Source organism: Rhodococcus sp. JCM 9793 (assembly GCF_055380405.1).
This window is the reverse complement of sequence record NZ_AP043718.1, coordinates 21,972-48,821: the sequence shown is the minus strand read 5'-3', so window position 1 is coordinate 48,821 and position 26,850 is coordinate 21,972. Positions and strand designations below refer to the sequence as shown.

At 64.5% G+C, this 26,850-nt stretch carries 29 protein-coding genes; 3 read left to right on the top strand and 26 right to left on the bottom strand.

Annotated elements, in window-relative coordinates; translation table 11 throughout:
- Window positions 1-8 precede the first annotated feature (8 nt).
- Both ACZ46K_RS00230 and ACZ46K_RS00225 read right to left on the bottom strand, forming a co-directional pair.
- Window positions 9-275, bottom strand: a complete 267-nt coding sequence (locus tag ACZ46K_RS00230) for a helix-turn-helix domain-containing protein (RefSeq protein ID WP_054810512.1) — start codon at window positions 273-275, stop codon at window positions 9-11.
- A complete protein-coding gene (locus ACZ46K_RS00225; protein ID WP_054807194.1) occupies window positions 272-1,159 on the bottom strand; it encodes a replication initiation protein in 888 nt (295 codons plus the stop codon). The genes ACZ46K_RS00230 and ACZ46K_RS00225 overlap by 4 nt, the downstream gene beginning before the upstream one ends.
- A gap of 468 nt (window positions 1,160-1,627) precedes the next feature.
- Between ACZ46K_RS00225 and ACZ46K_RS00220 the strand changes: the two genes are divergently transcribed.
- The 3 genes from ACZ46K_RS00220 (at window position 1,628) to ACZ46K_RS00210 (ending at window position 3,108) form a co-directional block, all read left to right on the top strand.
- The gene (locus tag ACZ46K_RS00220) at window positions 1,628-2,065 is read left to right on the top strand and encodes a hypothetical protein (RefSeq protein WP_054810511.1); all 438 of its coding nucleotides are present in this window, start codon (window positions 1,628-1,630) and stop codon (window positions 2,063-2,065) included.
- A gap of 117 nt (window positions 2,066-2,182) precedes the next feature.
- A complete protein-coding gene (locus tag ACZ46K_RS00215; RefSeq protein ID WP_464743211.1) occupies window positions 2,183-2,344 on the top strand; it encodes a hypothetical protein in 162 nt (53 codons plus the stop codon).
- A gap of 389 nt (window positions 2,345-2,733) precedes the next feature.
- Window positions 2,734-3,108, top strand: a complete 375-nt coding sequence (locus ACZ46K_RS00210; RefSeq protein ID WP_464743209.1) for a hypothetical protein — start codon at window positions 2,734-2,736, stop codon at window positions 3,106-3,108.
- A gap of 286 nt (window positions 3,109-3,394) precedes the next feature.
- Here the strand turns inward: ACZ46K_RS00210 and ACZ46K_RS00205 are convergent, their stop codons facing one another.
- The 24 genes from ACZ46K_RS00205 to ACZ46K_RS00090 form a co-directional block, all read right to left on the bottom strand.
- Window positions 3,395-4,396, bottom strand: a complete 1,002-nt coding sequence (locus tag ACZ46K_RS00205) for a GAF domain-containing protein (protein WP_464743207.1) — start codon at window positions 4,394-4,396, stop codon at window positions 3,395-3,397.
- Window positions 4,397-4,490: 94 nt separating this feature from the next.
- The gene (locus tag ACZ46K_RS00200; protein WP_054807198.1) at window positions 4,491-5,852 is read right to left on the bottom strand and encodes a cytochrome P450; all 1,362 of its coding nucleotides are present in this window, start codon (window positions 5,850-5,852) and stop codon (window positions 4,491-4,493) included.
- A gap of 441 nt (window positions 5,853-6,293) precedes the next feature.
- Window positions 6,294-6,461, bottom strand: a complete 168-nt coding sequence (locus ACZ46K_RS00195) for a hypothetical protein (protein ID WP_464743205.1) — start codon at window positions 6,459-6,461, stop codon at window positions 6,294-6,296.
- A gap of 118 nt (window positions 6,462-6,579) precedes the next feature.
- Complete coding sequence (locus tag ACZ46K_RS00190) at window positions 6,580-7,137, bottom strand: hypothetical protein (RefSeq protein WP_464743203.1); 558 nt, start codon at window positions 7,135-7,137, stop codon at window positions 6,580-6,582.
- Window positions 7,134-7,865 carry a hypothetical protein gene (locus ACZ46K_RS00185; protein WP_464743201.1) on the bottom strand — a complete coding sequence of 244 codons (732 nt, stop codon included), beginning with the start codon at window positions 7,863-7,865 and terminating at the stop codon, window positions 7,134-7,136. Before ACZ46K_RS00185 ends, ACZ46K_RS00190 begins: the two co-directional genes overlap by 4 nt.
- 67 nt (window positions 7,866-7,932) lie before the next feature.
- Window positions 7,933-8,367, bottom strand: a complete 435-nt coding sequence (locus ACZ46K_RS00180; RefSeq protein ID WP_054806353.1) for an HD domain-containing protein — start codon at window positions 8,365-8,367, stop codon at window positions 7,933-7,935.
- Window positions 8,368-8,639: 272 nt separating this feature from the next.
- Window positions 8,640-8,789 carry a hypothetical protein gene (locus tag ACZ46K_RS00175; RefSeq protein ID WP_464743199.1) on the bottom strand — a complete coding sequence of 50 codons (150 nt, stop codon included), beginning with the start codon at window positions 8,787-8,789 and terminating at the stop codon, window positions 8,640-8,642.
- Between the two features lie 565 nt (window positions 8,790-9,354).
- Window positions 9,355-9,894, bottom strand: coding sequence for a hypothetical protein (locus ACZ46K_RS00170; RefSeq protein WP_464743197.1), 540 nt, complete (start codon window positions 9,892-9,894; stop codon window positions 9,355-9,357).
- A 176-nt stretch (window positions 9,895-10,070) separates the two neighbouring features.
- Window positions 10,071-10,418 carry a hypothetical protein gene (locus tag ACZ46K_RS00165; RefSeq protein WP_464743195.1) on the bottom strand — a complete coding sequence of 116 codons (348 nt, stop codon included), beginning with the start codon at window positions 10,416-10,418 and terminating at the stop codon, window positions 10,071-10,073.
- Window positions 10,419-10,456: 38 nt separating this feature from the next.
- The gene (locus ACZ46K_RS00160; RefSeq protein ID WP_054806347.1) at window positions 10,457-10,849 is read right to left on the bottom strand and encodes a DUF6573 family protein; all 393 of its coding nucleotides are present in this window, start codon (window positions 10,847-10,849) and stop codon (window positions 10,457-10,459) included.
- A 31-nt stretch (window positions 10,850-10,880) separates the two neighbouring features.
- A complete protein-coding gene (locus ACZ46K_RS00155) occupies window positions 10,881-11,672 on the bottom strand; it encodes a DUF6884 domain-containing protein (protein ID WP_054806348.1) in 792 nt (263 codons plus the stop codon).
- A gap of 255 nt (window positions 11,673-11,927) precedes the next feature.
- Window positions 11,928-12,293, bottom strand: a complete 366-nt coding sequence (locus tag ACZ46K_RS00150) for a hypothetical protein (protein WP_464743193.1) — start codon at window positions 12,291-12,293, stop codon at window positions 11,928-11,930.
- Window positions 12,290-12,781, bottom strand: coding sequence for a hypothetical protein (locus tag ACZ46K_RS00145; RefSeq protein ID WP_464743191.1), 492 nt, complete (start codon window positions 12,779-12,781; stop codon window positions 12,290-12,292). The genes ACZ46K_RS00150 and ACZ46K_RS00145 overlap by 4 nt, the downstream gene beginning before the upstream one ends.
- Window positions 12,782-13,564: 783 nt before the next feature.
- On the bottom strand, window positions 13,565-14,161 hold the full coding sequence (locus ACZ46K_RS00140; RefSeq protein WP_054806350.1) for a hypothetical protein: 597 nt from the start codon (window positions 14,159-14,161) through the stop codon (window positions 13,565-13,567).
- A 115-nt stretch (window positions 14,162-14,276) separates the two neighbouring features.
- A complete protein-coding gene (locus ACZ46K_RS00135; protein ID WP_054806351.1) occupies window positions 14,277-15,374 on the bottom strand; it encodes an ADP-ribosylglycohydrolase family protein in 1,098 nt (365 codons plus the stop codon).
- Window positions 15,371-15,559: a hypothetical protein gene (locus ACZ46K_RS00130; protein WP_054806352.1), complete on the bottom strand. Its 189-nt coding sequence runs from the start codon at window positions 15,557-15,559 to the stop codon at window positions 15,371-15,373. Before ACZ46K_RS00130 ends, ACZ46K_RS00135 begins: the two co-directional genes overlap by 4 nt.
- A 55-nt stretch (window positions 15,560-15,614) precedes the next feature.
- On the bottom strand, window positions 15,615-17,789 hold the full coding sequence (locus ACZ46K_RS00125; protein WP_464743189.1) for an ADP-ribosyltransferase: 2,175 nt from the start codon (window positions 17,787-17,789) through the stop codon (window positions 15,615-15,617).
- A gap of 597 nt (window positions 17,790-18,386) precedes the next feature.
- Window positions 18,387-20,381 carry a cutinase family protein gene (locus ACZ46K_RS00120; RefSeq protein ID WP_464743187.1) on the bottom strand — a complete coding sequence of 665 codons (1,995 nt, stop codon included), beginning with the start codon at window positions 20,379-20,381 and terminating at the stop codon, window positions 18,387-18,389.
- A 199-nt stretch (window positions 20,382-20,580) separates the two neighbouring features.
- Window positions 20,581-21,375 carry a hypothetical protein gene (locus ACZ46K_RS00115; protein WP_054715963.1) on the bottom strand — a complete coding sequence of 265 codons (795 nt, stop codon included), beginning with the start codon at window positions 21,373-21,375 and terminating at the stop codon, window positions 20,581-20,583.
- A complete protein-coding gene (locus ACZ46K_RS00110) occupies window positions 21,376-23,184 on the bottom strand; it encodes a hypothetical protein (RefSeq protein ID WP_464743185.1) in 1,809 nt (602 codons plus the stop codon).
- Window positions 23,184-24,383 (bottom strand): DUF2637 domain-containing protein, encoded by a 1,200-nt coding sequence (locus tag ACZ46K_RS00105; RefSeq protein WP_054810545.1) that lies wholly within the window; start codon window positions 24,381-24,383, stop codon window positions 23,184-23,186. Before ACZ46K_RS00105 ends, ACZ46K_RS00110 begins: the two co-directional genes overlap by 1 nt.
- A 187-nt stretch (window positions 24,384-24,570) precedes the next feature.
- Window positions 24,571-24,996: a hypothetical protein gene (locus ACZ46K_RS00100; protein WP_464743183.1), complete on the bottom strand. Its 426-nt coding sequence runs from the start codon at window positions 24,994-24,996 to the stop codon at window positions 24,571-24,573.
- A complete protein-coding gene (locus tag ACZ46K_RS00095; RefSeq protein WP_054810546.1) occupies window positions 24,996-25,784 on the bottom strand; it encodes a ParA family protein in 789 nt (262 codons plus the stop codon). Before ACZ46K_RS00095 ends, ACZ46K_RS00100 begins: the two co-directional genes overlap by 1 nt.
- A gap of 317 nt (window positions 25,785-26,101) precedes the next feature.
- Complete coding sequence (locus ACZ46K_RS00090; protein WP_054806605.1) at window positions 26,102-26,710, bottom strand: hypothetical protein; 609 nt, start codon at window positions 26,708-26,710, stop codon at window positions 26,102-26,104.
- Window positions 26,711-26,850: the final 140 nt, after the last annotated feature.

Here is a 26,850-nt window from a genome sequence, read left to right as displayed (position 1 = left end):
GGTCACTACTAGGGTCCCTCGACTTTGCGGGCATCGTGCAGAATCCGCCCCACCGCGCCGGTCGAGATCCCCATCTCCTCGGCGATCTCGCGGTACTTCATCCCCTGCGCGCGCAGTCCCACCACCTGCATACGGCGGGCTTCTGCTCGCTCGAGAAACTCTTCCCGAGGCTCGGCAACCAGCCGCCGTGCGGTCCGCTCGGACGAACCGAGCCGCTGCGCCAGTTCCTTGGCAGTGATAGCTCGGCGTTGTTTCGCTCGCGCACCGCCGCTCACAGCGCGTACTCCAATGCCGTAGCCAGATCGAATTTAGTGGCACGTGTGCGGTTGGCTTCTCGCTTCGCCGGGGTCATAACCTTGCCACCCTTACTGCCACGCGCGGCCTGACGAGCCCGGAAGGTGGCCTCGTCGAAGTTACGCCAGATCCACTTGCCGATGGAGTACGCGGTGGCGCGGACCTCGACGAACGGCAACGGGTCGGCGAACTCGGTGTTGACCGCGTGACACCGCTGCAGCACGAGCTGGAGCCATTGTTCGGCGGTGCCGTCGCGGTGGCTCCACCACTGTGGATAGGCCCACTTTCGGGCGGTATCGAACATCGTGACGTTGCGACCCAGACCCGCCGAACGGTCGGGCCGACGTGGTGCCTGCCGGGGCGTGTGGATGGTGGCCAGGTCCCGCAGCGCGTACGGGTCCGCAGGTCCGTAGAGGGTTTCCCATTCGGGGTGGATCGGGTTCTTGGTCAGCTGCCCGCCGTAGGAGAAATCCCCACCAACGGAGATGCATAGGCCTCGCTCGATGCGGTGCGCCAAGCGCAGCGGACTCAAGCGTGCGGAGTCGGTGCGGCAGACGCGATGGTCGCCGAGCCACCAGCCCAGGTGCGCCCGCCCGGAAGGCGACTGGGAGACCCAGCTCGGCGCCGGATGATCCGACGGCTTTTCGAACGCCCTCAGCGCCGCATCGGGATGGTCACAGTCGATGACGATCGATCCGAGCAGGGCATGCGGGGAGTGCTGGATGTAGCGCATCGTCAACGCCTCGTCGCGGCTCATCCGGTACTGGCCATGCTCGAGTTGGTTCGTCGCGAACGGACGGTGCGGCAGTAGCACCTCGCTTCCCCACTGCTCGTCACTGAGAAGCAGCGCCTTCGCGGTATCCATGCTGAATACTGTGCGTCACCAAGATCAGCTATTCGGGTAGGACACGCCGAGCCATATGAAGGATTATTCAGGTAGGACATGCCAAGCCATATCAGGTATCCCCTAGAAATCCCTTCCTGTTCACGTCTGTTCGCAGGCCGTAAACACCCGAAACGGCTGAGCCTGAATTGCACGTCAGCACAGACTCCCGCCGCCAGCAGAGAACCTTGGTCGGTTTCTCTGTACAGGCATTGAGTGCACGGTTCGATCCCAGGTAACAGGTTCGGCACCGAAGAGCTGATGCCACTCGATGTCAAAGACGAGGCGGACGCCTTCCCACGGGGTTGCGGCGCAGGCGATCAACCACCCCTGTCAAGCTCGTGCGGAGCAGCGACACCCCACCGACAAGACGCTCGGAGGAGACAGATCGGCCGGCTCAACAAACTCCGCCCCCGACACGGCCGAGGCCTGCTCACTTAGAGTCGACGTGTGACCACAACACCCGCCGAGTCCGCACCCTTCAAGGATGTGGCCACCGAGTTCGCCTCGTTCCTCAAGCACTACATCACCTGGCACGACCAGCACACAGCCGCTGAGGCCGAAGCACGCGCCGCAGTGAAGGCAGCCGGCGGGCGCATTATCACCGGCGGGCAAGACGGGCCGTGGGTGGATGGTCGGAGCACGGAAACCTACTACGACCAGGAAACCGGCGAGAAGCTGGGCGTCATCGTCTGGCAGAACAACGATATGGACACCCCGGTGTCGAGCACGATGGAATTCCGCGACGCCGACGTGCACGTCGACCATCTGGTCGACGACGAAGCCCTTGGCGAGGACATCCCCGACCCGTTCGGGTTCCGGTCGTGGGCCGATGAACAGGACATCGACGAGCTGCGCGGCATGCTCGCTGCGTCACCGAATCCATAAAGCCCCTGAACGTCTCGGGGACGCCGGGCACGAGATCCACAACCTCCACTGGACAGACAGCACACCGACGAGCGGACCGGCTGGAACCGATCCGCTCCACGGTGCGTCCAACCAGATATGACTGAAGACGAACGTCAACGCATCGCCGAACTCCACGTCGACAGTGACCCTGTCGTCATCGCCGAGCTTCGCCGAAACCCCGAAATCGCGTCCTTCCTGGACCAGCTCGACCTCGCAGTCTGGGAATTGCAGATGCTGCGCGACCGCGGGAACCCATGATCCGGCAGAGACCGCTCAGGAAAAACCTGGCGTTGTCCAGCACAAATGACACGTCCCCCGGCATGTGCATGGAGCAGTTCCACGACTGCGCACACGAGGCCACGCACGCTACATGCCCTCGAACTCGTCGGAGCTGGCCCCGGAGTGCACCGGGCCGGCCTTATCGCGCGCGCAAGCGCGGCAACACCATCGGGCGCCGGAACCCCGACCGCTACCGGGACTACATGACTCCGAGCGGCGCTCTCACGGCCACAGCAACGCCGACTGCGGGGACCGTCTCTCTGATGCTTCCCGGGACATGTTCCGAAACACGCCCACGGCCCGGACCTCGGCATTGACCACCACAGTGCCCCTCGCTGCGCTGTGGCCCACCCCTTCCAGGAGCGTTCATGTTCAAGTTCTTCCGCCGCAAGCCCCGAACCACCGCCGCGCCCGAGCCTCAGCTGCCCATTTTCGGCGAACGCATCAGTACAGCGTCACCGGCCGCCCGCGAGTACGCGAAGCGGTTGCTGACCAACCTTCAGGTCACAGAACCGTTCGCCGAGCCCGACAGCGACGAGCACGCACTGTGGAAGGCCGGCAAACTCGTGCCTTTCTACATCACCTACCTGCTCGATGCCGGTGGCCACGTCGGGCCCAGCGTCGACGCGGCCTGCCTTGCAGAAGAACCGCGGTCGACCGGTGGGAGACGGGCGCGGAGTATCCCCGTTGGGGCCAGACCGTGGCACTGGCCCGATTCCTCGACGTCCGCGTTCGCGACCTGACACATCCCGACGTCGAACCTCATCACCATGAGATCCGGCCGAGGATGCGACTTCCTGGACTGGCGATCCTGTCGTTCGAGCCGGCCGCCGTCGAAGAAGCCACTGAGTCGTCGCTCGTTGAAGGCCCTGCCCTGCCGGCACCGAGCAACGAGCCCATTCGTAGAAGCTGAAGCACAGCACCCCGCAACCTTGTGGCCTGCACCTCACGGTGCAGGCCACATTGGTATGAAGATACGCATACTCCGCGCCGGCGCGGCCGCAGGCCAATCGCTCCCTGGCCCGGGACTCAGTACAGGTCGTCGGCGGGAGCGACTTGGATGAGCATCAGTTCCGCATGGGCGGGACGGTCTTTCAGCTGGAACGGGCGCATCGTCACCGAGGACTTCACCCACTCGTCGTCGCCGCGGTGCAGCCGCACGAGATTCACGGTATGAGGCTCTTCACCGGAGCTGATTCGTTGCGCGCTGGCGTGCAGCTGGTGCAGATCGTCCGGATGCACGACCGGTCCGGTCAGGTGCGCATATTGCCATTCCAACCACTGCGGAGCGCGACCGATCCACAGCACGACAGAGCCGCGCTGCGCCTCGAACACTGCGACGTGAACGTTGGATCCGTCCAGCCCTTCTTGGAGCCCGAGTTCGGCGAGGGTCGGCACGGATGGGGGGTACACGTCGGAAAAGTCGTGGTAGAGCACCATTACGCCGGAGCCATCGGGTGCGGGTCGGAGAACCGCCTGCCACTGCATGGCGTGGCCGTGGTCGTGCCTGACGGCAAACCATGTGCTGAGTGCCATGCCGGGCTTGGGAGTCAGGGTGATTTCCAGGAACTCTTGTTCCTTCTCGAAGTGGATCGCGCGATTGATGTAGTCCGACGACAAGGCCGTCGGGACCCAGTCTTCGAGAAGCGTTCCCGACATCGCCCCGGACTCCCAGGTCTGGTAGATCAGCCATTCCGTCGTCGACCAGAACACTCCCGAGGTCAGGCGCCGTGGGGGGATTTCTTCGTCGGGATTCCCGATCCATAGCTGGATGCCGTGCACATCGCGGAACGGTCCGATGATCGGCCACGCATAGTACCGCCACGAGCGGCCCTGCTTCTTCGAGCGAAGTACTCGATCGAACGGTTCGCGTGTACGCCGAACGTGTTCCACGATCGGCTCGACCAGGATGTCCGCTGCCGGTGACACATTCCTACTGCGGATGGAGGTCAGTTCTTTTGCTTCGTCCCCCGAAGCGACCAGCGTCGCTGCGCCCTCCACCAGCGTTTCGATCAGATGCCACTTTCCCAATTTTTTTCGGCCCCCGCCTATTTCGTTTCGGTCTCAAATCCTTGGGAAGTGTAACGAAGTGAGTCCGTGAACGATCGGGGGCCGCTCTTGAGGGTCAGGAGCGCGGGCTGATATGCAATCGAAGGTTTTCGGGCCGGATCGTCAGCAGTTCGGCGACCGACAGTTCGTAACCGGCGACCGGGGCGATGTCGAACCGGGTCAGGATCTGCGCCAGCGCCAACACTGCTTCGTGGAGCGCGAACTGCCGGCCGATGCAGGCCCGGGCACCCACTCCGAATGGCTTGTACGCGTGTGCAGGACGTGCGCGAACTGCCGCCGGAAGGAAACGGTCCGGATCGAAGTCTTCGACGTTGTCGCCCCAGAGTTTCGGGTCGCGGTGCAGTGCCAGCAACACGACGAGGATCGTCTCGCTCTTGTCGATCGGGTAGCCGGCCAATGTCGTGGCCTGTCGGGCTTTGCGGAAGAAGGCCGGGCCGGACGGCCACAGGCGCAATGTCTCGTCGATGATGCGCCGGACGTAGCGCAGTTTGGCGATCTGCTCGAAGCGAACTGGTGCACCGTCTGTGCCGATGACCTCGTCGATTTCGGCGCGGGCCCGCTCGATCATTCCTGGGTTCAGGGACAGGTAGTGCAGGGCGAACGACAGTAGTCCGGCGGTGGTTTCGTGACCGGCGATCAGGAATGTGAGCACCTGATTGCGGATGCTCTGATCGGACAGCAGCTCGCCGGTGTCGGGATCGGGGTTCTCGAGCATCCGCTGCAACAGGTCATCCTGCCGAGGCGAGTGGCCGCTACGGCGGGCGGCAATGACCTCGTCGACTGTGCGCTTCATCAGCGCGATGTCTTTCGGATTTTGGCGCAGGGCCTTCCATCCGAGAATTTCTCGGACCACCGGAAGATCGTTCGCTGTCTGCGAGACGAACGACAATGCCCGGGTCATGGATTCGACGAACGGGTGCCGATCGGATGCGAACGAATCGAAGCTGTGCCCAAATCCTGTGCGGCCGATAACTTCCAAAGTCAGGCGGTTCATGTCCGACGAGACGTCGACTGTTCCTTGTCCGACACTGTCGGTCCAGTAGTCGCATAGCTGGTCGACGCACTCGACCATCGCGTCGTGATAGCTGCGCATCGATGTCTGGCTGAATGCCGGCATCAGGACGTTGTGTGCCTGTGCCCAGGCCGGTTCGCTGTTGAAGGCGGTGAACAGCCCGTCCCCGGCCAGTTCTCGCAAGGTGCTCACTGGTGGCACCACAGCTTTCGCGAAGCGGGATTCATCGAAGACCTCGGCTGCGGCGTCGCCGCCTCCGACCACTACGACCTTGCGGCCGATGATGCTGATCTCGAATACGTCTCCCAGTTCGCGCACGAACTGTGTTTCGCGCTGCACCGGGCGTTGCGGGTCGAGGCGCAACACATCCCCGATCAGCGGCAGGCGCCATGCTGGACGCGGCATCTGCTTGTCGGCCACGTTGCTTCCCCCTTCGCCGGCCGGCGAGGTGTTCTCGTCGGAACGGGCGCTCCCCACAGAAGTCATGCCCAGAGTCTGCCTCACCATGCAGACGAGCGCCGAACCCCATCCCACGGGGAACAGATCCCCGAAGCTCGTCGACGTGACGATCGCGTCGTCGACGAGCTGCTCGAACACGACACCCGATCCCGGGCCAGAACATTTCAAGGGGGACGTGTCATTTTGCCTGTTCGAGACCCTTTTATGAGGGGCGTTGGAGTGTGGTTCCGACCAGGATGATGAGTGCGTGGAACTGCCGACCATGTCTTTCGGTAGGGCCGTGGGGTGACGGGTGCCGACAATCAGGTCGACGCGGGACCGCGTCCCCGAAGGAACGCAATAGTCCGGCCGGCCGTTGCGAGGCGGGACCTGCGCAGCGCGAGCCGCCTATTGCTCCACCGGTACGAGACTGCCGAGCGGGGCCGGCCAAGGGTATTTACCTGGGGCATCGACGGCCGACTCGATAAGGGCGGTGCCATCTTCCTCGTCGATGCTGATAACAGTGAAAACGGAGACACCGTCTTTGTGGACTTTGACCAGGTCGCCCGGCTTCATGAGTCCTCCTCGCCTAGCGCTTACGCCTAGTCATGGTCCCAGAACAAGCCGGAACCTTCGCCGGTTTGGGCTCGGCACCCAGAAGGGGGACATGACGTTTCAGCAGGTCATACGACCTTTATGCAGTCCGAGTGATCTCGACTACCAAGCGGCCATCCGCGGTGGGTGTGACCCGGGAATCGATATGCAGGCCGGACTTGCGGACCGCCGCGATCTTGCCGGTACGCAGGTCCCGGGCTGCGACGCGCGCGAGTTGACGCTTGTCGTGCGTGAAGGTCCGGTAGGTGACCCACTGCCCCGGCGCCGCGTGAGCTACCGCGTTGACCTTGGCTGCGGCGAACTCCTGCGGCGTCGGTGTCCGCACCGGCAACGGTTGGGCGCCGAACACCTCCTCGACGGCGCGGCAATCAGGTTCGGCGGTCAGCTCGGCGAGCAGGTCGCCGTGTCGGCGGCCGTCGAGCTTGCCGACGAGGCCGGCGGCGACGATCGCGTGGCCGGCGGCGGCGGTGACCGGGGTCCATTCCAGTTCGTTGTCCCAGTAGAAGTCCTGGCCGAGCTGGTTGTGGAAGACGAACCGGTGCAGGTTCGGCACGTAGGCGTAAATCCGGGCGGCCTCGGTGTCCTCGTAGGCAAGCCACTGGTCCTGGCCGCGGTGACTGACGGTGTAGAGGCTCATTGCGCGTCCCTTCTTCGATTCATCTTGCGTTGCGCGTAGCGCTTCGGTGTGACCGCGCATCCGCCGAGTTCGGTCAGCTCGGTGAGGCCGGCAGGGGTGGGGATCTTCGCCCATCGAGCGGCCATGTTCTCGGTCAGCGCGGCCCGCTCTGCGGCCGGAACGCGCGTGTCGCGCGCTTTCTCGTAGTCGACGTGGGTGTCGTCTTTGAGTTGCTGGGAGGCGTCGGTGTGGAACTGGAACTCGGCGATGTGGCCGCGGGAGTGGCGGGCCAGCATGTGTAGGCCCTTGTACTGGTTACCGTCGAGGTAGGACTGTTCGGCCTCGATCACCGTCCAGCCACGCTCGGTCAGCCTCTCGACCATCACGTGGGCAGTGGCCACGACTTCTCTCGGATGTGAGATCGCGGTGTAGCGCACGACGTCGGTGATGTCGGCTGCATGCTGTTCGGGCGGGGTGAACGGCGCCTTCTTGTACCGCTGGTCGAGCTTGCGAGCCAGGGAGTCGGGGCTTTTCATCCGGAATTCGAGGCCGTGCATCCGGGCATCGGGAGGGAGGGCAGCGAGCACGTCAGAGGTCATCGCGGCCTCCTGCTGCTTCGCGGCGGTCATCGTGTCGACCACCAGGGCCGCGATGAGGTCCGGGTAGTCGCGGTACAGCTGCTCCGGGGTGCTGGCCGGGTTGGTGGCCCAGTCGATGTCGGGTCGGCCCGGTGCCGGGTCGGGGCGCATGTCGTCGATCGGCGTCTCCCGGTGTCGTCGGTGATCGGTACATCTGTGGCCGCCCTCCTTTTCGGATCTACACACCGGCGGTCAGCTCGGCCCGTGCACGGGCGTACTTGGCGATCAGGCGTTCCCTGGTGGCGGCGTCGAGCTGGGCCAGACGTTGGGGGTCGCTGTTGTCGGCCATGTCGGCGAGCTTGACCGTCAGGGCCAATGGCACCCTGCGCACGCGGGCGTAGTACTCGGCCGGAGGCTCGTCACGGCGGCGGGTGAGTGCGTCGACAGCGGCGGTCACGTCCGGCGGGAAAGCTTGCTCGAGGTCGGCGAGGGTGACCTCGGTGTCTTCGACGACGTCGTGCAGCCAGGCTGCGGCGACGGCGTGTTCGTCGCCTGCCACGCGAGCGGCCACCCGGGCGGGGTGGGTGATGTAGGGCTGGCCGGCTTTGTCGACCTGTCCGGCGTGGGCCTCCGCGGCGATCATTTCGGCGAGTTCTGCGATTGACGCTGCCATGTCCTCCTCCATCTTCTTTTATCTTACTACGTCTCCCCCGCCCGAGTAAGGCCGTGTGCGCTCCGTAACGGACCAGCACGGACTGGGGACGCATCGCGGCGCCATTCGAGGGCCGACCGTCCGGCAAAGATGAGGTTTCGGCGCCGCGAGATCGCGACCAGGCACAGCGTTGCTGCCACAGCCGTTATCGGAACCGGATTGGCACTGGAGCAGGATCGGGGCTGCGGGGGAGGCTGGTCACGCCTCCCCCGCAGCCCTCGATCTACCCTCTATCAGCGCTTGTCCTGCCGACCGAGCGCGGCCAGGACGGAGTTGAGATCCACGGCGAGGACGAGGGTCGCACCATTCGGGCCGGCCGCCAGAGGAGCGGAGGCAGGGGCCGCGGAGGGACTCGCGGGCGCCTGGTGCTCGATATCGTCCACGTGGGCACGGATCGCGACGACGCGATATGCGTCCCTGCCAGTCAGGCGGGGGGGTGATCGCCTCGGGGTGCTCGGCGTTCCACTCTGCGGCGCGTTCGATCGCGCGGAGAATCCCGCGACGTTCAGCCTGCCCGTAGCCCTCGGGGGCAGTGACCGCGATGGTGAAGGTCTGGCTCTTGAACTCGTATCCGGTGCTGGCCTGGATCTCGACATCGTAGGCGTTCATGGGTCCTCCTGGAGGTCATCGGATGGGATTCTTTTCGTTCAGCGGTTGTCCGCCAATGAAATTCAGATACCGAGAGAGATGTTCTCTTCGACTCAGTGCCGCCGAACACCTTGTCACGTTACAATATTTATTTGTATTGTTGCAACTCGAATCTTCGATCTCGAAAGTTGCAACCACAGACGAGCACCAGATCGCAGAAATAGCCGCGCCCCTGCCGTCCGAGGGGGGAGGACGGGCGACAGGGGCGACCTACTCGCGTGGCCGGGGGGTCACCACGCGCCGCGATATAGCACCACGCGAGGCGGCAATCGACCAACTAGGTGGACCTGACCTGCGGCATCACCGCGAAGATGGTGCAGCCGCAGACAAGACCGCCCATACACCGAAGCCAAGGATGACCAGCACAAACAGACCCACTCCCATCGACAGCACAGCGGCCGCGCGATGGACACTGTCCACAACGAGTACACCGATCGCCAGGACCGCAGAGACACCGGTCGGGACGCCCCAGGCCCGGGCAGGAATCGGCGGGGCGTAGTGGGTGTCGCCCTCGGCCAGGTCCGCGCGGGCGGTCTGATAGGTCAGTGCCGCAATGACGACGACAACGAGCAGCGCCAGAGCTATCGCCCACCTGACCTGCTCGATGTGCCGGACGAGCGCCCACAGTGCGTATAGCTGGATGCCGCCGGCGACGCTGCCGAGCGCGAAAGCCCACGCGGACAGGCCTCCTGCGGAATCACGCGCGGCGACAATCCACATCGATACCGCGAATGTCGCCACTCCCGCCGCGATCCCGAGCAGCAAATACCCGACCGCCCAATTGATGGCCAACCAGTCCGAGTAGTGACTGACCGCAGCGCCCGACGAGCTAGAAAGCATACGTATCTCTTTCTGAGAGAGGAGGACTGGAAAGTTGATCAATATGGACGCTACCCGGAATCGGGGGCATTTTTCTTGCTCAGGGTTCAGGCATGGACCGTGGTCAGTCGCGCGCCGACTGTAGGGAGTCGATCCCGAGACGGGGACCTGCCATTTCACCTGTTCACTGCATGTTTTCAGGGCTTTTGTGTGGCTGTGCCGAGCGTGAGGAGGGTGTCGATCCGTTCTGTTTTACGTCCGCGGCGGCGGGCGCGAGTGAGGTGCAGGTAGATTCGCGCACCGATGCCGGCCTGGACGAGCAGGCGATACATGCACCATTCGGCGAGGAAGCTCGCGTCGAGGGCGTTCTGGTTCGCTGTGGTGACCTGGTGGTTGAGCAGTTCGATGATGCCGACAAGGTCTGCCTTGTCTCGTGTGAGCCAGTCTTCGCGGAGGATGTGGCCGTTCCACTGCTTCACCCGGGGGCGGTTGTCCCAGTTCGGCGGGAAGTAGTTGGTCGACGGTTCGATCGCGTCAGCAGGCACTATGCGTCCTTTCGCGGGGTCGTTTCCGGGGCGTGTGGTCAGTGGTCAGCGGCCGCGGTGATGGTCACGACGGGCTCTCCTGCGTCACCGGGGCCGATTTCGACGGCGAGGGTGAGCAGGTCTTCTCCGTCGAGCGAGGGGGTCGGGATGAAGTTGAACAGTTGGAGACCTTCGCGGCCGCGGGCCTGAGCGCGCAGGAGTGCGCGGGCGGCGTGGGCCAAGACAGTCCAGGTGCGGCCAGTCTCCCAGCGAGTCGCGGTGTCGAGCTCGGGCCAGGCGATGGCCTGTTTCCAGGCCCGATGGGTGATTGCGGTGGGCAGAAGGATTCCGAAGTGGCGAGCGTCCGTGGTGACGTCGCGCAGGGATCCGCGGGCGATGGCCTCGGCGCGGGTCGCCGCAGCCGTGTGGGTGTCGGTCAGAAGATCGGTCATGGTGCCTTCCAGTGGGTGAGTGAGCGGGTGGTCAGTGCAGTCGGCCGGTCGCGGCCATGGCGGCGAGGCGCTGCTGCTGTTCGCCGATGCCTTTCGTTCCGGCGAGCGGGGTGTGCGCGTAGGGCCAGACTTGCTGTGCGAGTGCGGTGTAGTCGCGGCCGCCGAGCAGCACGACATTGTGGTGGTCGAGGAGGCCCTGGTCAGCGGCCTGTTCGCGGAGCTGGTCGGCGGTAATCGCTCCGGGCTGACCGAGGCGCAGGTTGTAGGGCTCGACCAGCTGGTGCAGGGGTATCAGGCCGAAGCGAGCGGAGAGGATGCGTGTGGTGTTCGGGCCGGTGAGTGCGGCGGCCGCACGCAGTCCGAGCCTGTGGTAGGTGCCGTTGTAGCGATGTCGCGCCGGGATCTTCGCGGGGGTCGGATCTTTCGTGGCTCCGCAGGGGACGATCACCAGCGGCGCGTCCGCGCGGGTGGTGGCGGCGTCGTGTGCGAGGTGGTCGGCGACGGTCCAGCACAGCCAGTTCCAGCCGGGACGTGTGGGCAGGTCGAAGCAATTTTGTGCGTGACCTGCGACGAGGAACGGGGTGCACCAGGGCCGGAGGTCGGTGTTGGGCAACGTGGTTTCGATGCCGTCGTGGGGGCGGAGGAAGCGTGTGCGTAAGGGTCCGATCGTGATGGGGACGCCGATGTGTCCGCCGCCGGTCTTGGGTCCGAGTCCGGGCAGGGATTCGACGAGTCCGATGTCTTCGATCAGGGCGCGACCGGGTGTCGGCGCGGTCAGTGTGGGGTCGTTGTAGCGGTAGGTCGGGGTGTAGATCGGCGGCATTGCGTTATGCGCTGCTTTCGTCGTTCGGGTGATGCGCGGTCGCTCATCAACATCCAAAACATTACAATACTTCTTTGCATTGTTGCAACCGGGTTCCGTTGCTGCCGCGTGTAAGTTGCTTACACCTCGCCGTTTCAACCGCCTCCAGCACCGCGCGGAATATCGCGGGACGGGGGCGCCACCCGACACCTGGGACGTGGCATCTATGCAGGTCAGGACGTGCTCCTTTTCTGCACGCCCAGGGGAACGCTGCGCTCACCGCTCTTGATCGTGTGCGGGCCCACCCTTTTCATCGGCCGGAACGACGCACGACGACTCCACCCACAGCCACAGATCCGCACTGCTGAAGCCATTCGCAGAACACACCGGAAGGCACACCTGGGCGAGCCACCGACCGTCAGCGACCCGCAACCAGGCCCACAAGGCCGCCGGCATAGCGGATTCGAGCTGAACGCCTCCAGCACGCACGCGTAGCGGAAGTTGGTCGGCGCGAGCGAATCCGAGGCTTCCTGGCAGGACCTTCGAGGTGTTGACAACAACCTCGATAGGTTCGCGAAGTCGGCGCAGGATCGGCGCTTCCGGGAACGGTTCGGCCCAACCGTCAAGGCCGGGTCCGGTCACTGGGCGACCTTCAGCCCCGTCGGCACGGCCGGGTCGGACCCCCAGGTGACGCCACCGGAATTGCCGGTGAGCGTGACGACACCGCGATGCGGCTGCCGGCCCGGCATTCGAGCGTGCACGGCGACGTCGAACCCGGCGACGCGGCCGCGGGCAGTGTCGATGCCACGGTAGCCGGCCACCTGAGCGTTGAGGTGCAGGTCAACGGTCGGCCAGCTGCCGTCAGTGACGACGAGGACTGCGCCGCTACTGCGGACCCGGGCGCTGACGGCCCGGGCGCGGCTCGGCGGGACATTGGCGCCACCGAGTGAAAGGACGACCAAATCGATTCCGTCGAGGAGCACTGCTGCCACGGCAATCGGGTCCGGACCTGGATCGGGCACGAGAGCGCATCGCGCGAGGTCCGCTCCCATTTCCGTGGCAGCCAACAGGCCGAAATTGGGGCTTCCAATCACCGCAACCCAGTTCCCCGCGCCCGTCACTGAGGCCACCAGCCCGACTCGGAGAGCGGCTGCGCCGGAGATGTGCACAGTCGATCCGCGAACAAGGCCGCGGTGCGGAAGCAACCGAGCGATCGGATCGGGCGCAGGGAGAACTCTCAGGGCCGATGGGGCGGCGTGCTTCGCATCAGCGTCGATGCGCGTGGGCGCGAAGGCAGCCGATGACGGCCGAGTTGGGCCATCTGTCCGAGCAGGAATCTCAGCCATTCGACGGCGCAGGTGCGCGATCGTATCGGCCTTCGACTCCACTGGACTGCTCATCTCAACTCCTACCTACCACCCAATTAGAACATACGTTCGACATCGAGAAAGTAGGGAGTGATTCACTACACGCTGGGCCGACGGTGAAACATCACCAACAGCAGATCGGGGTCAGCCCTAATCCCCTATGGGCACTTACACCCCATATCCACTGCGCATTCCGCATCACATCAGCGGGACGTGCCAGCATCGCAGCTCACAGCGCATTTTCCGCTTATCAGCAATGCGCCTCCCGTGCCGCCACCCCAACCCAGCGTTCCGCGCGGCGGCGAGCGCCCGGGCCGAGAAACAGTCGGTGAATGACCGAGTTCTCACTGACGTGCGCATATGGAATGACTGCCATCATGCGGCCGGACTGCACGACCCAACGTCCATACGCGGTACGAGACGGATTCACAGCTTCCCTCCTTGCCACTCCCCTGACGGAAACACACAGCGTAAAGACCGACCGCAGCCCCCACACGAAAGGGGACGTGCTGTTTAACCTGGTCAATAGTCCTTTTTCGACGTAGTTCAGGCCGCAAAGCCCAGCACGGCACGCCGCTCGCTGCGGTAGCGCCACCACCGCCACAGGCCGAGGGCCGCGGAAACCGGTACGAGAGCGAAGACGCCGGCAGCAATGACGTTGGCAAACGCCTGCGAGGCCCTCTCGACCTCTGCTGCGGACTCGAAGGTGATCAGAGCACCGATCCCGGAGGCCACCGCGAGCCCCCCGAAGAGGACCGCCGGGAATCCGAGCGCGAGAGTCAACCCGAAGATCGCCCACGGTGACCAGAAGTACCGCGGTGGAACTGCGCCTTGCTCGACACACTGACGCTGGCGCTCCCGGAACTCGGCTCGGCGAACCCTCATACCCGCAACGACGAACCACACGGCGGAAGCGAAACCGGCCGTCATCACGACCGCAGAAACCGCATCCTGCGACCGCGCAGACAGGCCCAGCCCCGCCACGAGCGGAAGCGCCCCGAACGAAATCATGAACGACAATGAGGCCCGCACATCGGACGCCGAGGCACGGCCGTAACGGTGAACGCTTCGCGGTGGCCAGACGAACCCGCACACTCCGGCGACGACAATCACGGCACCAAGTGCCATTGCTGCGATCTGCATCTCTCTCCTTCGCTGTACTGGTCGGAGTCCGCCTTTCTACGCCACTCATACGAGCAAGAGGAGACATGCCATCTTCACAGTTCACAGCACATTTCACCTATCAGGTGACGACAGATCAGCTCTCGACGCCATCTCCTGGAAGCCGGCTCGATGCCGCGGCGATCGCGTCGGTGTAGCGAGGCTCGAACCGCGGTGCCAACCCGGCGCTGCGCCAGTAATCCGGCGCGCTCTGTGCCGCACCGATGAGAGCGCCGGCGATGCAGGCAATCGAGTCCGAGTCTCCGTTACTGGTTGCCGCCCAGGCCAGGGTCTGCGGGCCTTCCCAGACCTCATCAGGGGTGACCTTCTGATCTTCCGGAGCGGTCGCCAGATCGGCAGCGAGGAGTCCCAGTGCGAGCGCGCTGGCCGACTCCCAGCCTTCCCCGATGCCTGCACACGGGTCGCCGTACTCGGCGGGGTCCATCCCGATGAGTCGGTCCAAGGTCTCCGCGGCGGCGACAAGGATGTCCACGACATCATCATTAAGACCATCTACCAGCACAGATGACACGTCCCCTCGATAGGGGGCCAGGACATCGGCGAGGTAAGGGTCGGTCAACCAGTCACTCACGCCGTCGAAGATCCGTTCGGCTTCGGCGAGGGCGTGCACGAGGAATCGGCCGCGGCGTTCGGGAGCGTGCCGAATCGCGTCGGCGAGCAGCAACGCCGGCACGATCGCACGCGGGTGCTTGTGGGTGATCACGGCTTGAAGCGCGGTCAGTCCCCGCCAGTAGGGCTCGGGGGCGAACGCAGCCGGCACCAATCGCATCACGGCACCGCAGCCGGCGGATTCGAGCGCGCCGTCGGAGTCGTACCAGCGAGCCCCGGCACGCAGGTTCGACAGCGACCCCATGCAGGCCCGGCCTGGGGCGCGGTTGTTGTCGGGATCGAGCTGCCACAGGGTGAAGTGCCGGACGATGGTCTCGGTGACCGCAGCGATGTCCTCGAAGTCGGTGACCTCGACGAGTGCGTCGTGCAGGGCGAGGGTCATCTGGGTGTCGTCACTGACGATCCACTCCCCCGCGGGCGCGGGCACCGGGTAGGCGGGCATCGCGGCGTACCTGCGGAACTCGACCTGGTAACCCCAGGCGTCGCCGGCGGCGAGACCGGTCAGTGCGTTGCCGTAGCGCGCGAACTGTGCGGCACGGTCGGTGGTGGTGGTGGGTGCGGTCACGGATTCTCCCCCTGTTGCTGGTGTTGTTGCTCGAGCTCGTTGGCGGCCGCGCGGACGTACTCGATCTCGATGAGGTCGAGGTCGGCGACGCGGCCGATGTAGTTGGCGATGTCGTCCGGGCTCATGCCTTGTTCGAGGTATCCGCGGATGTCATCGAGTTGTTCGTCGGTTAGTTTCGAATTCATGGTGGGCTTCTTTCTCGGTAAGGGGACGTGCCGTTTTCCCATGTAGATGGGCGTTTTACGCCACTGCCTTGAGTGGTGGGTGCGAGCTTCCGTCTGCTTCTGCAACCAGGTCCTCGGCGACGAGCCACACAGTCGGCATGCCATGGGGGCCGTTGTGGTCGACGCGAACGCAGCGCAGGTCGGTCCCCGTGGGCACGATGACCTCGTCTTCGCCACTGTGCAGCGAGATCGACTTGACCGGAAGGCCGGAGCGAGTACGGATGACCATCATGTACGGCGGCTGGCCTGCGAAGCCCTTCGCGGTGCTCTGCTTGGTCGTGGTGCTGGTGACCTTGCCGATCTGCATCTTCGAGCCGACCGTGAACGTGGCATCGATGTATTCCGCTGCCGTTCCCTTCCATCCGCTCGGCACGCGGGTGCCTCGCATGACAGTCATCGGTTCGAGGTTCGGGTTGTGCTCGTTGAACTTGTCGAACGCCGACTCAATTCCCGAGACCGTGGTCTTCGTCGACGAGGACGGGTTCGGATCACGCCCTGTCACCGCAGCGTTGATCGCGTGGTAGCTGCCGCCGGTGTAGGTCGTCAGCGCGCTGCGCTCGGACTTGTCGAGCACCTTCTTCACGAATGTGGAGTTGTGCGCCGTCAGAGCAGACAGGTCGGAGGTGTGCACCTTCTCCCCGCTGACCGAGAACCCCCATGCCTTAAGATCGCCGGCCCGCTGGTGGATCACCGCGTAGTCATCAGCAGTTTCCTTGCCGAAGGCTCGGATTCCGCTCCGGTACAGGCTCTTGTGCTTCTCCACACCCAGACTCTCAGGCGGGATCTTGTGCTCGAAATGCGGGATCACACCGCCGCCGCGGGTTTCGGTGCCGAGCGCACGGCGATGAGCGTAGGCGTATGCCTGCTCCGCCTGCGCCGTGGTCTTGCCGGCGGCCAGCGCCTCCGTGCGGGCCTTTTCCCCTGCCGCGACCGCGGCTTGTTCCCGAAGGCGCTTGTTGTGTCGTTTGACGCCGTCGTAGATGTCAGCGCGCACCGGGCCGGCACCGACCGAGTCGGTCAGTTTCTCGACCGCACCGCTGTAGCCGTCGTTGATGATCTTCTGCTGGACCTCGGCAGTGGATGCCTTGCCTGCGGCCGATTGGCGTGCGACATCGAGTAACACGTCGCCCCGAATCGCATGGGCCTGCCGCTGCATGTCGGTCGCACCCTCGGGTAGTGCTCCGGGGTCGACGAGGATCGGGATGCGGTTGGCCTTGGCCAATGCCTCTTGTTTGCCGCTGGCGATGGCCACAGGGAAGTACGCGTCGCCCTTGCGCTGAAGAACAACGAAGTCGCTGTAGCCCCGGCGAACGATGGCGGTGCCGCCGTCGAGATACCGGCCTTCCACCTGCTCGACACCCGAACCGGTCTCTATCGGAATGATGCCCGACTTGTAGACGGTGGTGTCCCGCTCGATGCCGGCCGGTGCCAGGACCGGTCCTTCGGCGATCGCCGCGGTCGCCTCGGCGGCGTACTTGCGGTTGTAGGACCGCCCGATTGCCGCGACCTCGTCGTCGGTCAGGCTCGCGTAATAGGCGTCTCGTTCGTCGTCGCTGCCCAAATCGTCACGCATGCCGAACTTCGCGGCGACAAGGTCGTCGCCCGCTTCGCTCTGGCGGCGCTGGGCATCGATGTGTGCGGCCTTGGCCTCGTCGAGCAGCTTCTGCTGTTCAGCGACGGCTTCGGCGGTGCCTGTCCCCTCTTCCAGCGCTTTGTTCGCTTTACGAAGCCGGGAGCGGTAGCGGTTGACCGCTTTTCGTGCCTCGTTGGCCTCGTGGTCGACCGCAGCGACATTCGCCTCAGCCGCGTCGAGCGCTGCCTGCGCCGGTGTGATCTTCGGGGCGGTGAGTTTGTCTCGCTCCGCTTTCACCTGCGCGATCAGCAGTTTCGCGCTGGGTGGGTTCGCGTGAGTGCTCGGCATGGGGGTCTTGCCCAGAATCTCTGGGTCGATCCCGAGACCTTCCATGAACTCTTTGAGGACGCTCGGTGGCGCAGCCTGGATGGCGGCCGCGGACTCGATCAGTCCTTGTTCCTTCAGGTGGTCGACGACCTTCTTGCGAGCCTCGCGGGAGAGCCGGCGGTTTCCGTTGGCCTTGGCAGCGGCTTTGTAGCTCCCACAGCCTGGGCACCGGCGGCCAGATCCGTGAGCTTTAGAACGGCACATAGGCGGATTGTACTGGGGAGACGGCACGTCCCCTCTGGAACCCCACACGCACATTCGAGCACAGGCGGCGGGCCGTTGTCCGGGAAGGAGACGGAGGTGCGCATCGGCATGTAGGTAGCCGGCCATATCTCTCATCTCCGTCTCGCTCAATCACACGACGCCGGTCTTTCCGACACTCCCCTCGCCATCAACATTACAATTATGCATTGTGTTGTTCTAATCCGGTGCCGAACACGCAGACTCCAACGAAATCACAGCTTGGTCATGGATCTATCCCGTCGATCAAGGGTTATCGGATGGTGGTGTAGGTCCCGACGAGGGCAAGCGGCACCAATGCCGCAAGGCACAGCCTCCTTGGCCCTGTTCACGACAACCAGTGTCCCGCGGCGGCCTGCACGGCTTGGTGGCGCAGCAAACCCCGGTCTATTTCCCCACTGCTCAACGCATCAGGCCGGTGTCCGACGTGGAACAAGCCCTCGGTGTGGGGGCAGGGGAACACCGCCATCCCCTTCTCGCCATGGTGGCGCTTCCGGACGGCCTTCGCATCGCCGCGGGTGAGGTATCCCCGGTGTTCGCAACGGCCGCACCAGGTCCAGCGGGCGGAGGGGTTGTGGGCACGGGGACTCATACGGCACGTCCGATCTGGAGGTTGAGCCAGTCCGAGAGCCACTGGATGGCGTCGCGGCCGGCGTTGTCGACGACGAGAGTGTTGTAGTTGGTGTGAGCACCGGAAGTGAAGAAACTTGCCGCGCTGAGTCCTTCGCTGACCAGCGAGGCGAGGTCGTCGGCGCCTTGGGACTGAGAGAGCGTGACCAGCGAGTCCGACAGTTGCGGAAGGTCGAGGCTTGCGGCCTGGGTGGTGATGCTCGTCGAGAGGGCATTCGTCTGCTTGCCCAGCAACTCGGGAGCAGTCTTGTTGACCTTGCCCGAGAGCATGTCGACCGCCACCGACGCCAGGTCCAGGCCCACCGGAAGCAGGCCGGTCATTGCTGCTCCGGCTCCGAGCGGATCCGGGGCGATCCCTGGGGGCGGGAACAGTTTTTCGAGCGCGGACCAGGCGATCTCCTGAATCTGACCGACGATGTTGGCCAGCCTGATCACGTCGACGTTCGACAGGATCGACGCGACGAGCGAAGCGATCTGTGTTGCGCCGGACGGGTCCGGGATGACCGCCAAGATCTGCGAGACCCATCGCATGTCGACGGCGGCGGCCATCTTCACCAGCGGCGCAAACTGGTTGTTCAGCTCGCCGGCGATCTGGTGTGCGCCTTGCGCATCGAGTGCGGCGACCTTCTGCGGTAGCAGGGTCAGGTTGTGGAGGATGCCGGGCATATCCAGCGAGGTCACGCCGGTAGCGACGTTGAGTACCTGGTTGACCACCACAGTCGGTTTGAGTACCGACAGCACGCTGGTGGCCGAGCTGAGCGCATCCGCAGGAGTGGAGGCCAGGGGCGCGACCTGTCCGGTCAGCGTGTTCGCGTTCGCGGCGAGTGTCTGCACCTCGGGAGCAGAGGCCGGCAGGCTGAGCGAATCACCACCGGCGAGTGTGTTCGCCGTGTCGGCGATCTCGACCGCGGCAGTGAAGGCACCGGCGAGATCGGATTGTCCTGCCCGGGTGAGGACTTCGCCGGCATTGTGTTCGGCTGAGCCGACTGGCGCAGATATGAGTTGGCCGTTCGCTGCCGGGTTCGCCGCGCCGGAACCAAGAAGGTCGGTCAGCGGAGCGAGAGTCGTCGCGATCGATCGTGCAGTGGACGCGACCTGGTCGATGTCGACAGTCGGTGCGGTGAGCTGCTGTCCGAGGGTGGCTACGTCGGTCCCCAGCGCCGGCAGGTCCGCGTCGGAGAAATCCGAGGTCAAGGCCGTGGCAAGCTGCGTATTACCGCGGGGCGTCGCAGTGGCGTCACCAGCGCCGGCGCTGGCGTCTTTGCTCAGGATCGATCCGAGTGAGCCGAGCAGTGGGCTCGACCCCTTCTCGATCGAGCAGTACAGATCTCCCGGGTCACAGATCGAGGCGACGCGCCCCGATAGAGCGCCCATCCCCTGCGGCCGCGGATCGGCGATGCCCTGCCCCGAGGTGCGCGGACCTACGGTCGCTGTCCCCTTCGTGCCCGCTCCCGGATCAGCCAGCAGCCCGACCGCGAGCACACGACTCGCGTCGACAGGGCCCTGGCCGTTGCCGATGGCGGAGGCAATGTCGCCGGCAGCATCGGCGCCCTGTGAGTAGCCGATCATCGTGAACTTCGTACTGGGGCACGAGTTCGCGACGTCCGCGAGCACCTGGTTGGCCTTGGACACTGCGTCGGCCTTGCTGGCGGCATAGGTGTGGCCGTTGTCGAATGCGCTGGCCATGTACGGCAGCGTGTAGACCTCTGCCTGGTTGCCGTGAGCGGTCTGGAGTGCGTCCGCGATCGGTTTGAGCATGCCCACCGGCTGGTTGGGGTCAGCGTTTTCGTCGGTTTCCCACGTTCCGGGGATGAACAGGTTGAACGTCGATGTGCAGCCGGCCGGCGCCGCATGAGCAAACGCGGGAGCAGTGAGCAGTGCGCCGCCGCTCGCGACGGTCGCGGTGGCGATCAGTGCGACTGTGCGGCGGGACCTCGAACGTCTGACAGGCATGGGCACCTCGTGACCGGAAGGGAATGTGCCCGCATACGTTCACCCATACGTGCTGTTTTCCCCAACGGGGTGAACCGCTTTTTTCACCCGTTTTTACTGCTCTGATCTGCGGAAACAAACATTTTTTAGATGCATGCTCAACCTACGTCGAGGGGCCGCGTCCGCGCGTAGCGGAAGCGACCCCTCGACGGGTTGTGTCTCAGTGCCAGGTGACGTCGAGCTTGTCGATGGCATCGAAGTGGAATCCGAACTGGTCGCCGTAGACGTCGAAGCCTTTGTTCTCCGGGTAGTCGAGGGTGGCGTGCCGTTCGAGGATCGCCACGACACGGGCCTGGTCGTCGTTGGCCAGCGCCGCAGCGATCGCTTGTGATTCCTCCGCGCTGAAGGGGACATCGGAGTTGCCGAAGTCGAGTGTGCGGGTGCGGTAGTCGTATCCGGCCTCGTCGCCGTTGCGTACGTGCACGCGGCCGGTGACGCGGATGGTGGCGACCTTCGATGTTCCGTCCGGCTTGAGAACACCGGCCTTGTGCATGGTGTCCTTCGCTTTCGCGGCCTTGAGCTTGGATTTTGCGTCGTTGCGCAACTCGTTGGTCTTGCCGGAGATGTACTTGCGCACCGACGACGGGCTGCGGCCGATCTTCTTTGCCACCTCGTTCACACCGCCGAGCCGCTCGATTGCGGCGCGGCGCTGGGCAAGTTCGCTGACCGCCGCGGGAGGGATGCGGTCCTGCTGCGCCCAGCGACGCAGCGTCCGGTCTGAAGGCGGCTTGGTGCCAGCATCGATCGCTGCCTGACGGAGACCTTCATTTCCGATCTCCTTACGCAACTCTTTGACCGACACCTTCGCGGTCAGCCCGGCCAGGCCACTGCTGGATTCCTGGGCCTTAGCGATTCCCTCCGCGGCGGCCGCGGCTACCTTGACCTTCATGCCGTCGAGCCCGACAGCTTTCTGCACCACGGACTTCGAGCGAGGTTTGGGCAGATGCAGCGCCATCTAGTCCTCCTCGTCCTGTGCGCCGTAGGCCGCGGCGATCGCGAGGCGAACGTCGTGGGTGGTTTCGGCGGCTGCGAACGACAGAATCACTTCGTCGGTCAGCTCCACCTGCTTCTCCAGAGTCATCTTGCCCAGTGCGTCGCTGTCGTCGGCGATGCGCTGCCCCTCCCCCACCAAGTACACCCACGAGTCGGTCATCGTGCGGATCGGCCACCGGCCGGTCTCGCGGGCGATGCGCATCGCCACGCGGCGGCCACGCCACCGGCAGTGCGCCATGATCGCCGCGCGCCACAGCGGCTGGTGGTGGTGCTGCATGCGGGTCGCGGTCCACATGTCCGGGTTGACCATCCGGCCCACGTAGCCCTTGTAGCAGGCGCCGAGAAACCGCTTCATCGCCACATCGTCGGTGTCGACGGCCACAGTCCGTGCAGCGCGTAGGACCTTGGCCCACTTGTCCAGGGCTCGGCCCTGTTCCTCGTAGACCCATGCTTCGGTGATGTCGAGGTCGTCGACGTCCAGGCCCATGCCGCCGTCTGCGATGGAGGCGCATAGGCCCTCCAGGCTGACCGTGGTGATCCATGTCTGGACGGGCTGGTCGTCGAGCATCGCCGGGTGCGGCAGTGGGAGTTTGTCGGGCAGGGCGTACTGCCCTGCGGCGGGCAAGGTGACCCGCCAGATCCCGAAAGCAGGCTTGGCCTCCGAGGCGGCGGACGCCGCGTCGATGCCGAGCAGGTTACGGACCCGGCCGTAGCCGAACGAGAGCATCCCGGCCGAGGCGAGATAGGCCGCACGCTGGTCGATGGTGACCAACGCGGCCGCGTCGTCGAGGTCGTCGGTATCGGGCACGCGGGACCAGCCTGCGGCCGGCTCGAAGTCGCCGCGGGGTATGCCGTCAATGGGCGGGATCGGCCCTGCTGCGGTGACGACGATGCCCTTGCTGGTGCGGAGGCGTTCGCGGCGGATCTTGTCGAGGATCGCCGCGCCGGTGCGGGCCGGGGTGGGCCCGGGCAGGGTGTCCAGGTGGTGGACCGACCAAGCGAGGCGGCGGCCGAGTTCGCGGGCGGCGGGCAGGTCGTCGTCGGGCAGGTAGGTACCTGCGGTCGGGTTGCCGAGGATGCCCATGTCCCCGACGCGGTTGCCCCACCCGAAGTCCTTGTTCCAGTACGTCCATACGTACGGCTCGAGGATCAGGTCGACCATCTGAGTGGCTTTGCCGACCTTCCGGATCAGGTGCACGACGAACCCGGGGTCGCCGCGCAGCTCCCACCCGGCGGCGATCAACGGTGGCAGCGTCGCTGCGATGGCTTCGGTCAGCTCGGCAGCTGCATGTTGACGCAACTGCTCGAGGTCGTCGACGTCGTCCTCGCTGCCCGGATCGATCGTCCAGCCGAGCTGGGCGCATGAGTCGATGCCGACGAACCACACCTGCGCGGTGAGGCCATGCGGGGTCAGAGCAGCCCAGTGGAGGAGCTTGTCCAGCTTCTCGATCGAATCGACAGGACCGGTCAGCCGGTTCCCCGAGGGTGCGTAGGTGGCCTCTGCGGTCACGATGAGCGCATGACCGTCGGCGTCCCCAGTGATGGGCAGTGATTCCCACGGGCGCAGTACCTGTGAGGGTTCCTTCCCCACGTCCTCGCCGTCAGACTCCGCGATCTCGGTGGAGTCCCCGGTTGTATCCACATCGACGGATGTGTCGGTGTCAGGTGTGGACAGTTGAGGCTGGTCAGTCGCGGGTGTCGGATCTGACTCGGTGTCGGCGCCGACGTCGAAAAGTGAGAACTGCTCTGCGCCGTTGTCGTGCGGCGCCATCAGGACCTCACCAGCTCGTGGAACTCGCCAAGTTCACGATCGAAGTCTGTGGTGAGGGTGTTCTCGTCGAGGTCGGGCAACGGGGGCATCTCGAACCCGGCATCGAGTGCAGCTTCCTCGGCCTTCTTGTAGCGCCGCATCGCGGTACTGGCCGCGACGCCGCCGGTCTCCTCGGCGATGGCTGCAAACGACAGTGTCGGGTCAGTGATCTTCAGGCGAGCGGTCGTACGGACGTGGTCCGAGAGACCCTGAGCGTTGTCGATGAACTTCAGGAGCGCAGCGGTGGTCTGCTCCGGCGCAATCGTTGCATCCGGCGCGGTGGGCGTGGGCTCCGGAGTTGCATGGCGCATCGCAACGGAGGATGCAACGACGTCGGACTGCGCAACGTCATGCGCAACGGTGCGTGCACTCGACGCAACAGGTGCAACGGGGGACGCAACAGGTGCAACGGGGGGCGCAACGGGCGTCACGTCGGCGGAAGTAAGCATCGGATCGGCCGGCGCAGTGACGGCGTCGGTGGCGGGTTCTGTGGGGGTCTGGGTCGAGGCGGTCGCAGTTGTTGCGATGGGTTCTCTGGTCGCGTAGCGAGAGGTTGCAACAGTCGGTGCGGCGTCCTCTGCAACGAGTGGGTGCTGTTGCGCAACAGCTGTCGACGTTGCGTCGTGTGTTGCGACAGTAGTGTTCGCCAGCTCGTTGTACTCACTGTAGGCAGTGCCGATCGCCTTGATGAGGATGCCGATGCCGTGGGTGAACGCCAGCACCAGAAGCGGCGGGATGACCGTGATGAGCGCGGCACCGATCGGATGCAACGGCGTGAAGCCGAGGTCGATACCCGCCGCAATCAGCGCCCGAGCTTCCTCTGCCGCACGCCAGGCGTGGTATCCGTTTCCTGCGACGCTGGCTACTACGACTGAGACCAGTAGGCACAGGAAGAAGGTACGGCCCGGGCTCGGGCCGGTGACCTTGTTGAGGACGACCGAGGAGATCGTTGCCGCCAGGATGGCTCCGTCGACGATGGCGGGAAAGATCCAGGTGAGCGATGCAGGGAGCATGCCCTGGAGTCCCAGGTCGCGCAGCACGTGAAACGAGAGCACAAAGGCACCGGCGGTGATGCCGGCAGCGATGAGAATCGCGAACACGAGCGCTGCGATCAGCCCGTAGAGCTGAATGCGTGCGGCGCGGAGATTAAGGTCAGTCATTGATCGGGGTTTCCTTCCAGGGTGGTCCCGGTCATAGAGGCCCTGCCGGATACCAGCCGGCGGGGTCTCATTGCATCTTGGCCGTCGGAGAATGCATCAGTGCGCAATGGCGCAACGGTGCTGGTAGGGACGTTGCATCCACGCAATTCCCCATATTTGCACTTATATCCCCTATGGCCCATATGGCTTACAGTTCGATGCTTTTGGCGGGCGGGGGGAATGCTTCCCCGTTGTTGTACTCGGCCTCCAGACGCTTACACAGCTGGTCGATTGCGATGCGAATGAACTGCTGCTGGCTGGTGATGCCCGTGCGTGGCCGGGTGTACTCGAGCGTGGCCACCATGCGCTCTTTCAGATCCTCGGAGACCGAGAGCAAGATGTCGGTTGTTGCGACCTTGCGCTTCTTCGGGGTCGGTGAGGTCTGTTGCGCAACGGGTGCAGACGTTGCGGCGGGCTGTTGCGCAACGGGCGCAGACGTTGCGGCGGGCTGTTGCGCAACAGGTGCAGGTGTTGCGGAGGTTGCGCCTTCGCCCTTCATGGACTCCGCGGCTTGCGCGAAGGTATTGCGGGAACGGCGCGGTGCCGGTCGTACGGGTTCGGGAATGCCACTCATCAGTGAGCCACCTTCTCCAGGATCTCGGTGAATGTCTTATGGAGGTTGCGCGCCCAGGCCGGCGAGTTGGGGTGCTGGTCGAATCCCATGCCGACAGTTGTGAGTTTGGAGATGTCTGTGAGCTGAGGAATGGGATCGCCGAGTAGGTCGATTCCGTCCTCGGCTGCGTACTCCCTGAGATAGCCGAGAGTCTTGGCGTGGTCGCTGCGGCGGCCGTCGACACGGTTGACGACAACACCGGCGATCGGGAGCACCTTGTCCATGTACTCAGCAATGTCCTCGATCGCATCGCGAATCGCATCGAGTCCGTCCAGGGCGTCCTGCTCGGGCTGCACAACGATCAGGACGTTGTCGGCTGCGTACAGAGCACTGCGTGAGACGAGGTCGATCGCGGGACGGCAATCGATCAGGATGTGCTCGTAGTCGCCGGAGATCTGCTTGAGCGCCCTCGCGAACGCCATCTCTCCCCCAGCCTTGGTTCCGAGCTGGTCGCTGACTGCCTGCAACTCACCGAAGCCGCTGGGGATCACGTGGATCGCTTCACGACGTGCAGCAATGATCGCCTCACGAGTAGGAAGGTCAATGCTGCGGTCGAGGACATCGGCGAGCGAGTTCGGTGCGGGCTCCTTGGATGAGTACCCGGTCAGATGTTTGGTGGAGTTGCCCTGCATGTCGGCATCGACCAGCAAGCAGGATTTCCCGCCGGCTGCCGCAGCATGAACCAATCCGTTGGCGACGGTGGTTTTACCGACCCCGCCTTTGAGGTTGGCGATCGCGGTGATCGTCATTACCCCTCCTCTCATTCCCATATGGGTACTTATATTAGCTTATATATATCGAGTACACCATATCTTCGATAAGAGTATCTACACTAAGCACATATTGGGCTAGTTGTCATCAGCTCTTATACCCATAGCTGTCGTAGTGATACGGAAGCTGAGCTGTGCTGCATATACATGCACTGAGCTGCGCTTTCACCATCTCGGCTCATGTGAGATGCCGCGCGATTCCGGGATGCTGGCGGAGCACTGCTGCCGCAAAACTCCAGCACGGGTGAGCATCACCCAGCAGCCCCCATATGGGTTATAAGGCTTCTAGGTGATGCTCACGCAGAGCGTGAGGGGGTGACGTGGAGATTCGAGCGTGCTGGCCCGGTGACTTTCACGCCGCGCACTACGGAGGCGTGAGCTTCTCCAGTGAGATGCACGGACGTGGAGTCGATCGCCGTCACTTGAGTGCGGTCGCTCGCATACACATGTGCGTTGTCATAGGCGGAGACCTCTGCGTCGTCCACAGCGATCGACACTGCCGAGTCACAGACACTGACGGCAGCGAAGTTCCGCGCATGGACGGTGCACTGGTCGAACGCATGCACGGTGGCGTGAGTGTAGGCGTGGACGGTCACGTGGCCGGTGGCCTCCACGAACGACCGGCCGGTCGCGACGATCTGCGCGGTGGCCGGCAGGGGAGTGGCGAGGTGGATACGGACCCTCGACATACCGACGATCCGCAGCGTCCAGTCGTGTGTGGCCGGTGCCAGTTCCTTGTCGGACAGTTCGATGACCTGGTCGCCGCTGTCGACTACAACCAACCGAGTTCCGTTCCGGAGCCGCTCCCTGACCGAGTCTGCGTTGTGGGAGACCTTCTGCCGCTCCTCGACAGACCGGCTGACCAGGACGCGCGGATGCGACCGGTGGGTCTTCCCGTTGCCCATAGTCACTTCCGTCCTCTGCGCGTTCCGGGCTCGTGCGACTCGTTTCGTAGCCTATGCACCAGCTGTCTTCGGGCAGTGCATTTGGCCTGTCGACGGAGTGGTTCACCGAGCCAGAAATGTGCTCTTACCTGGGCTGACGA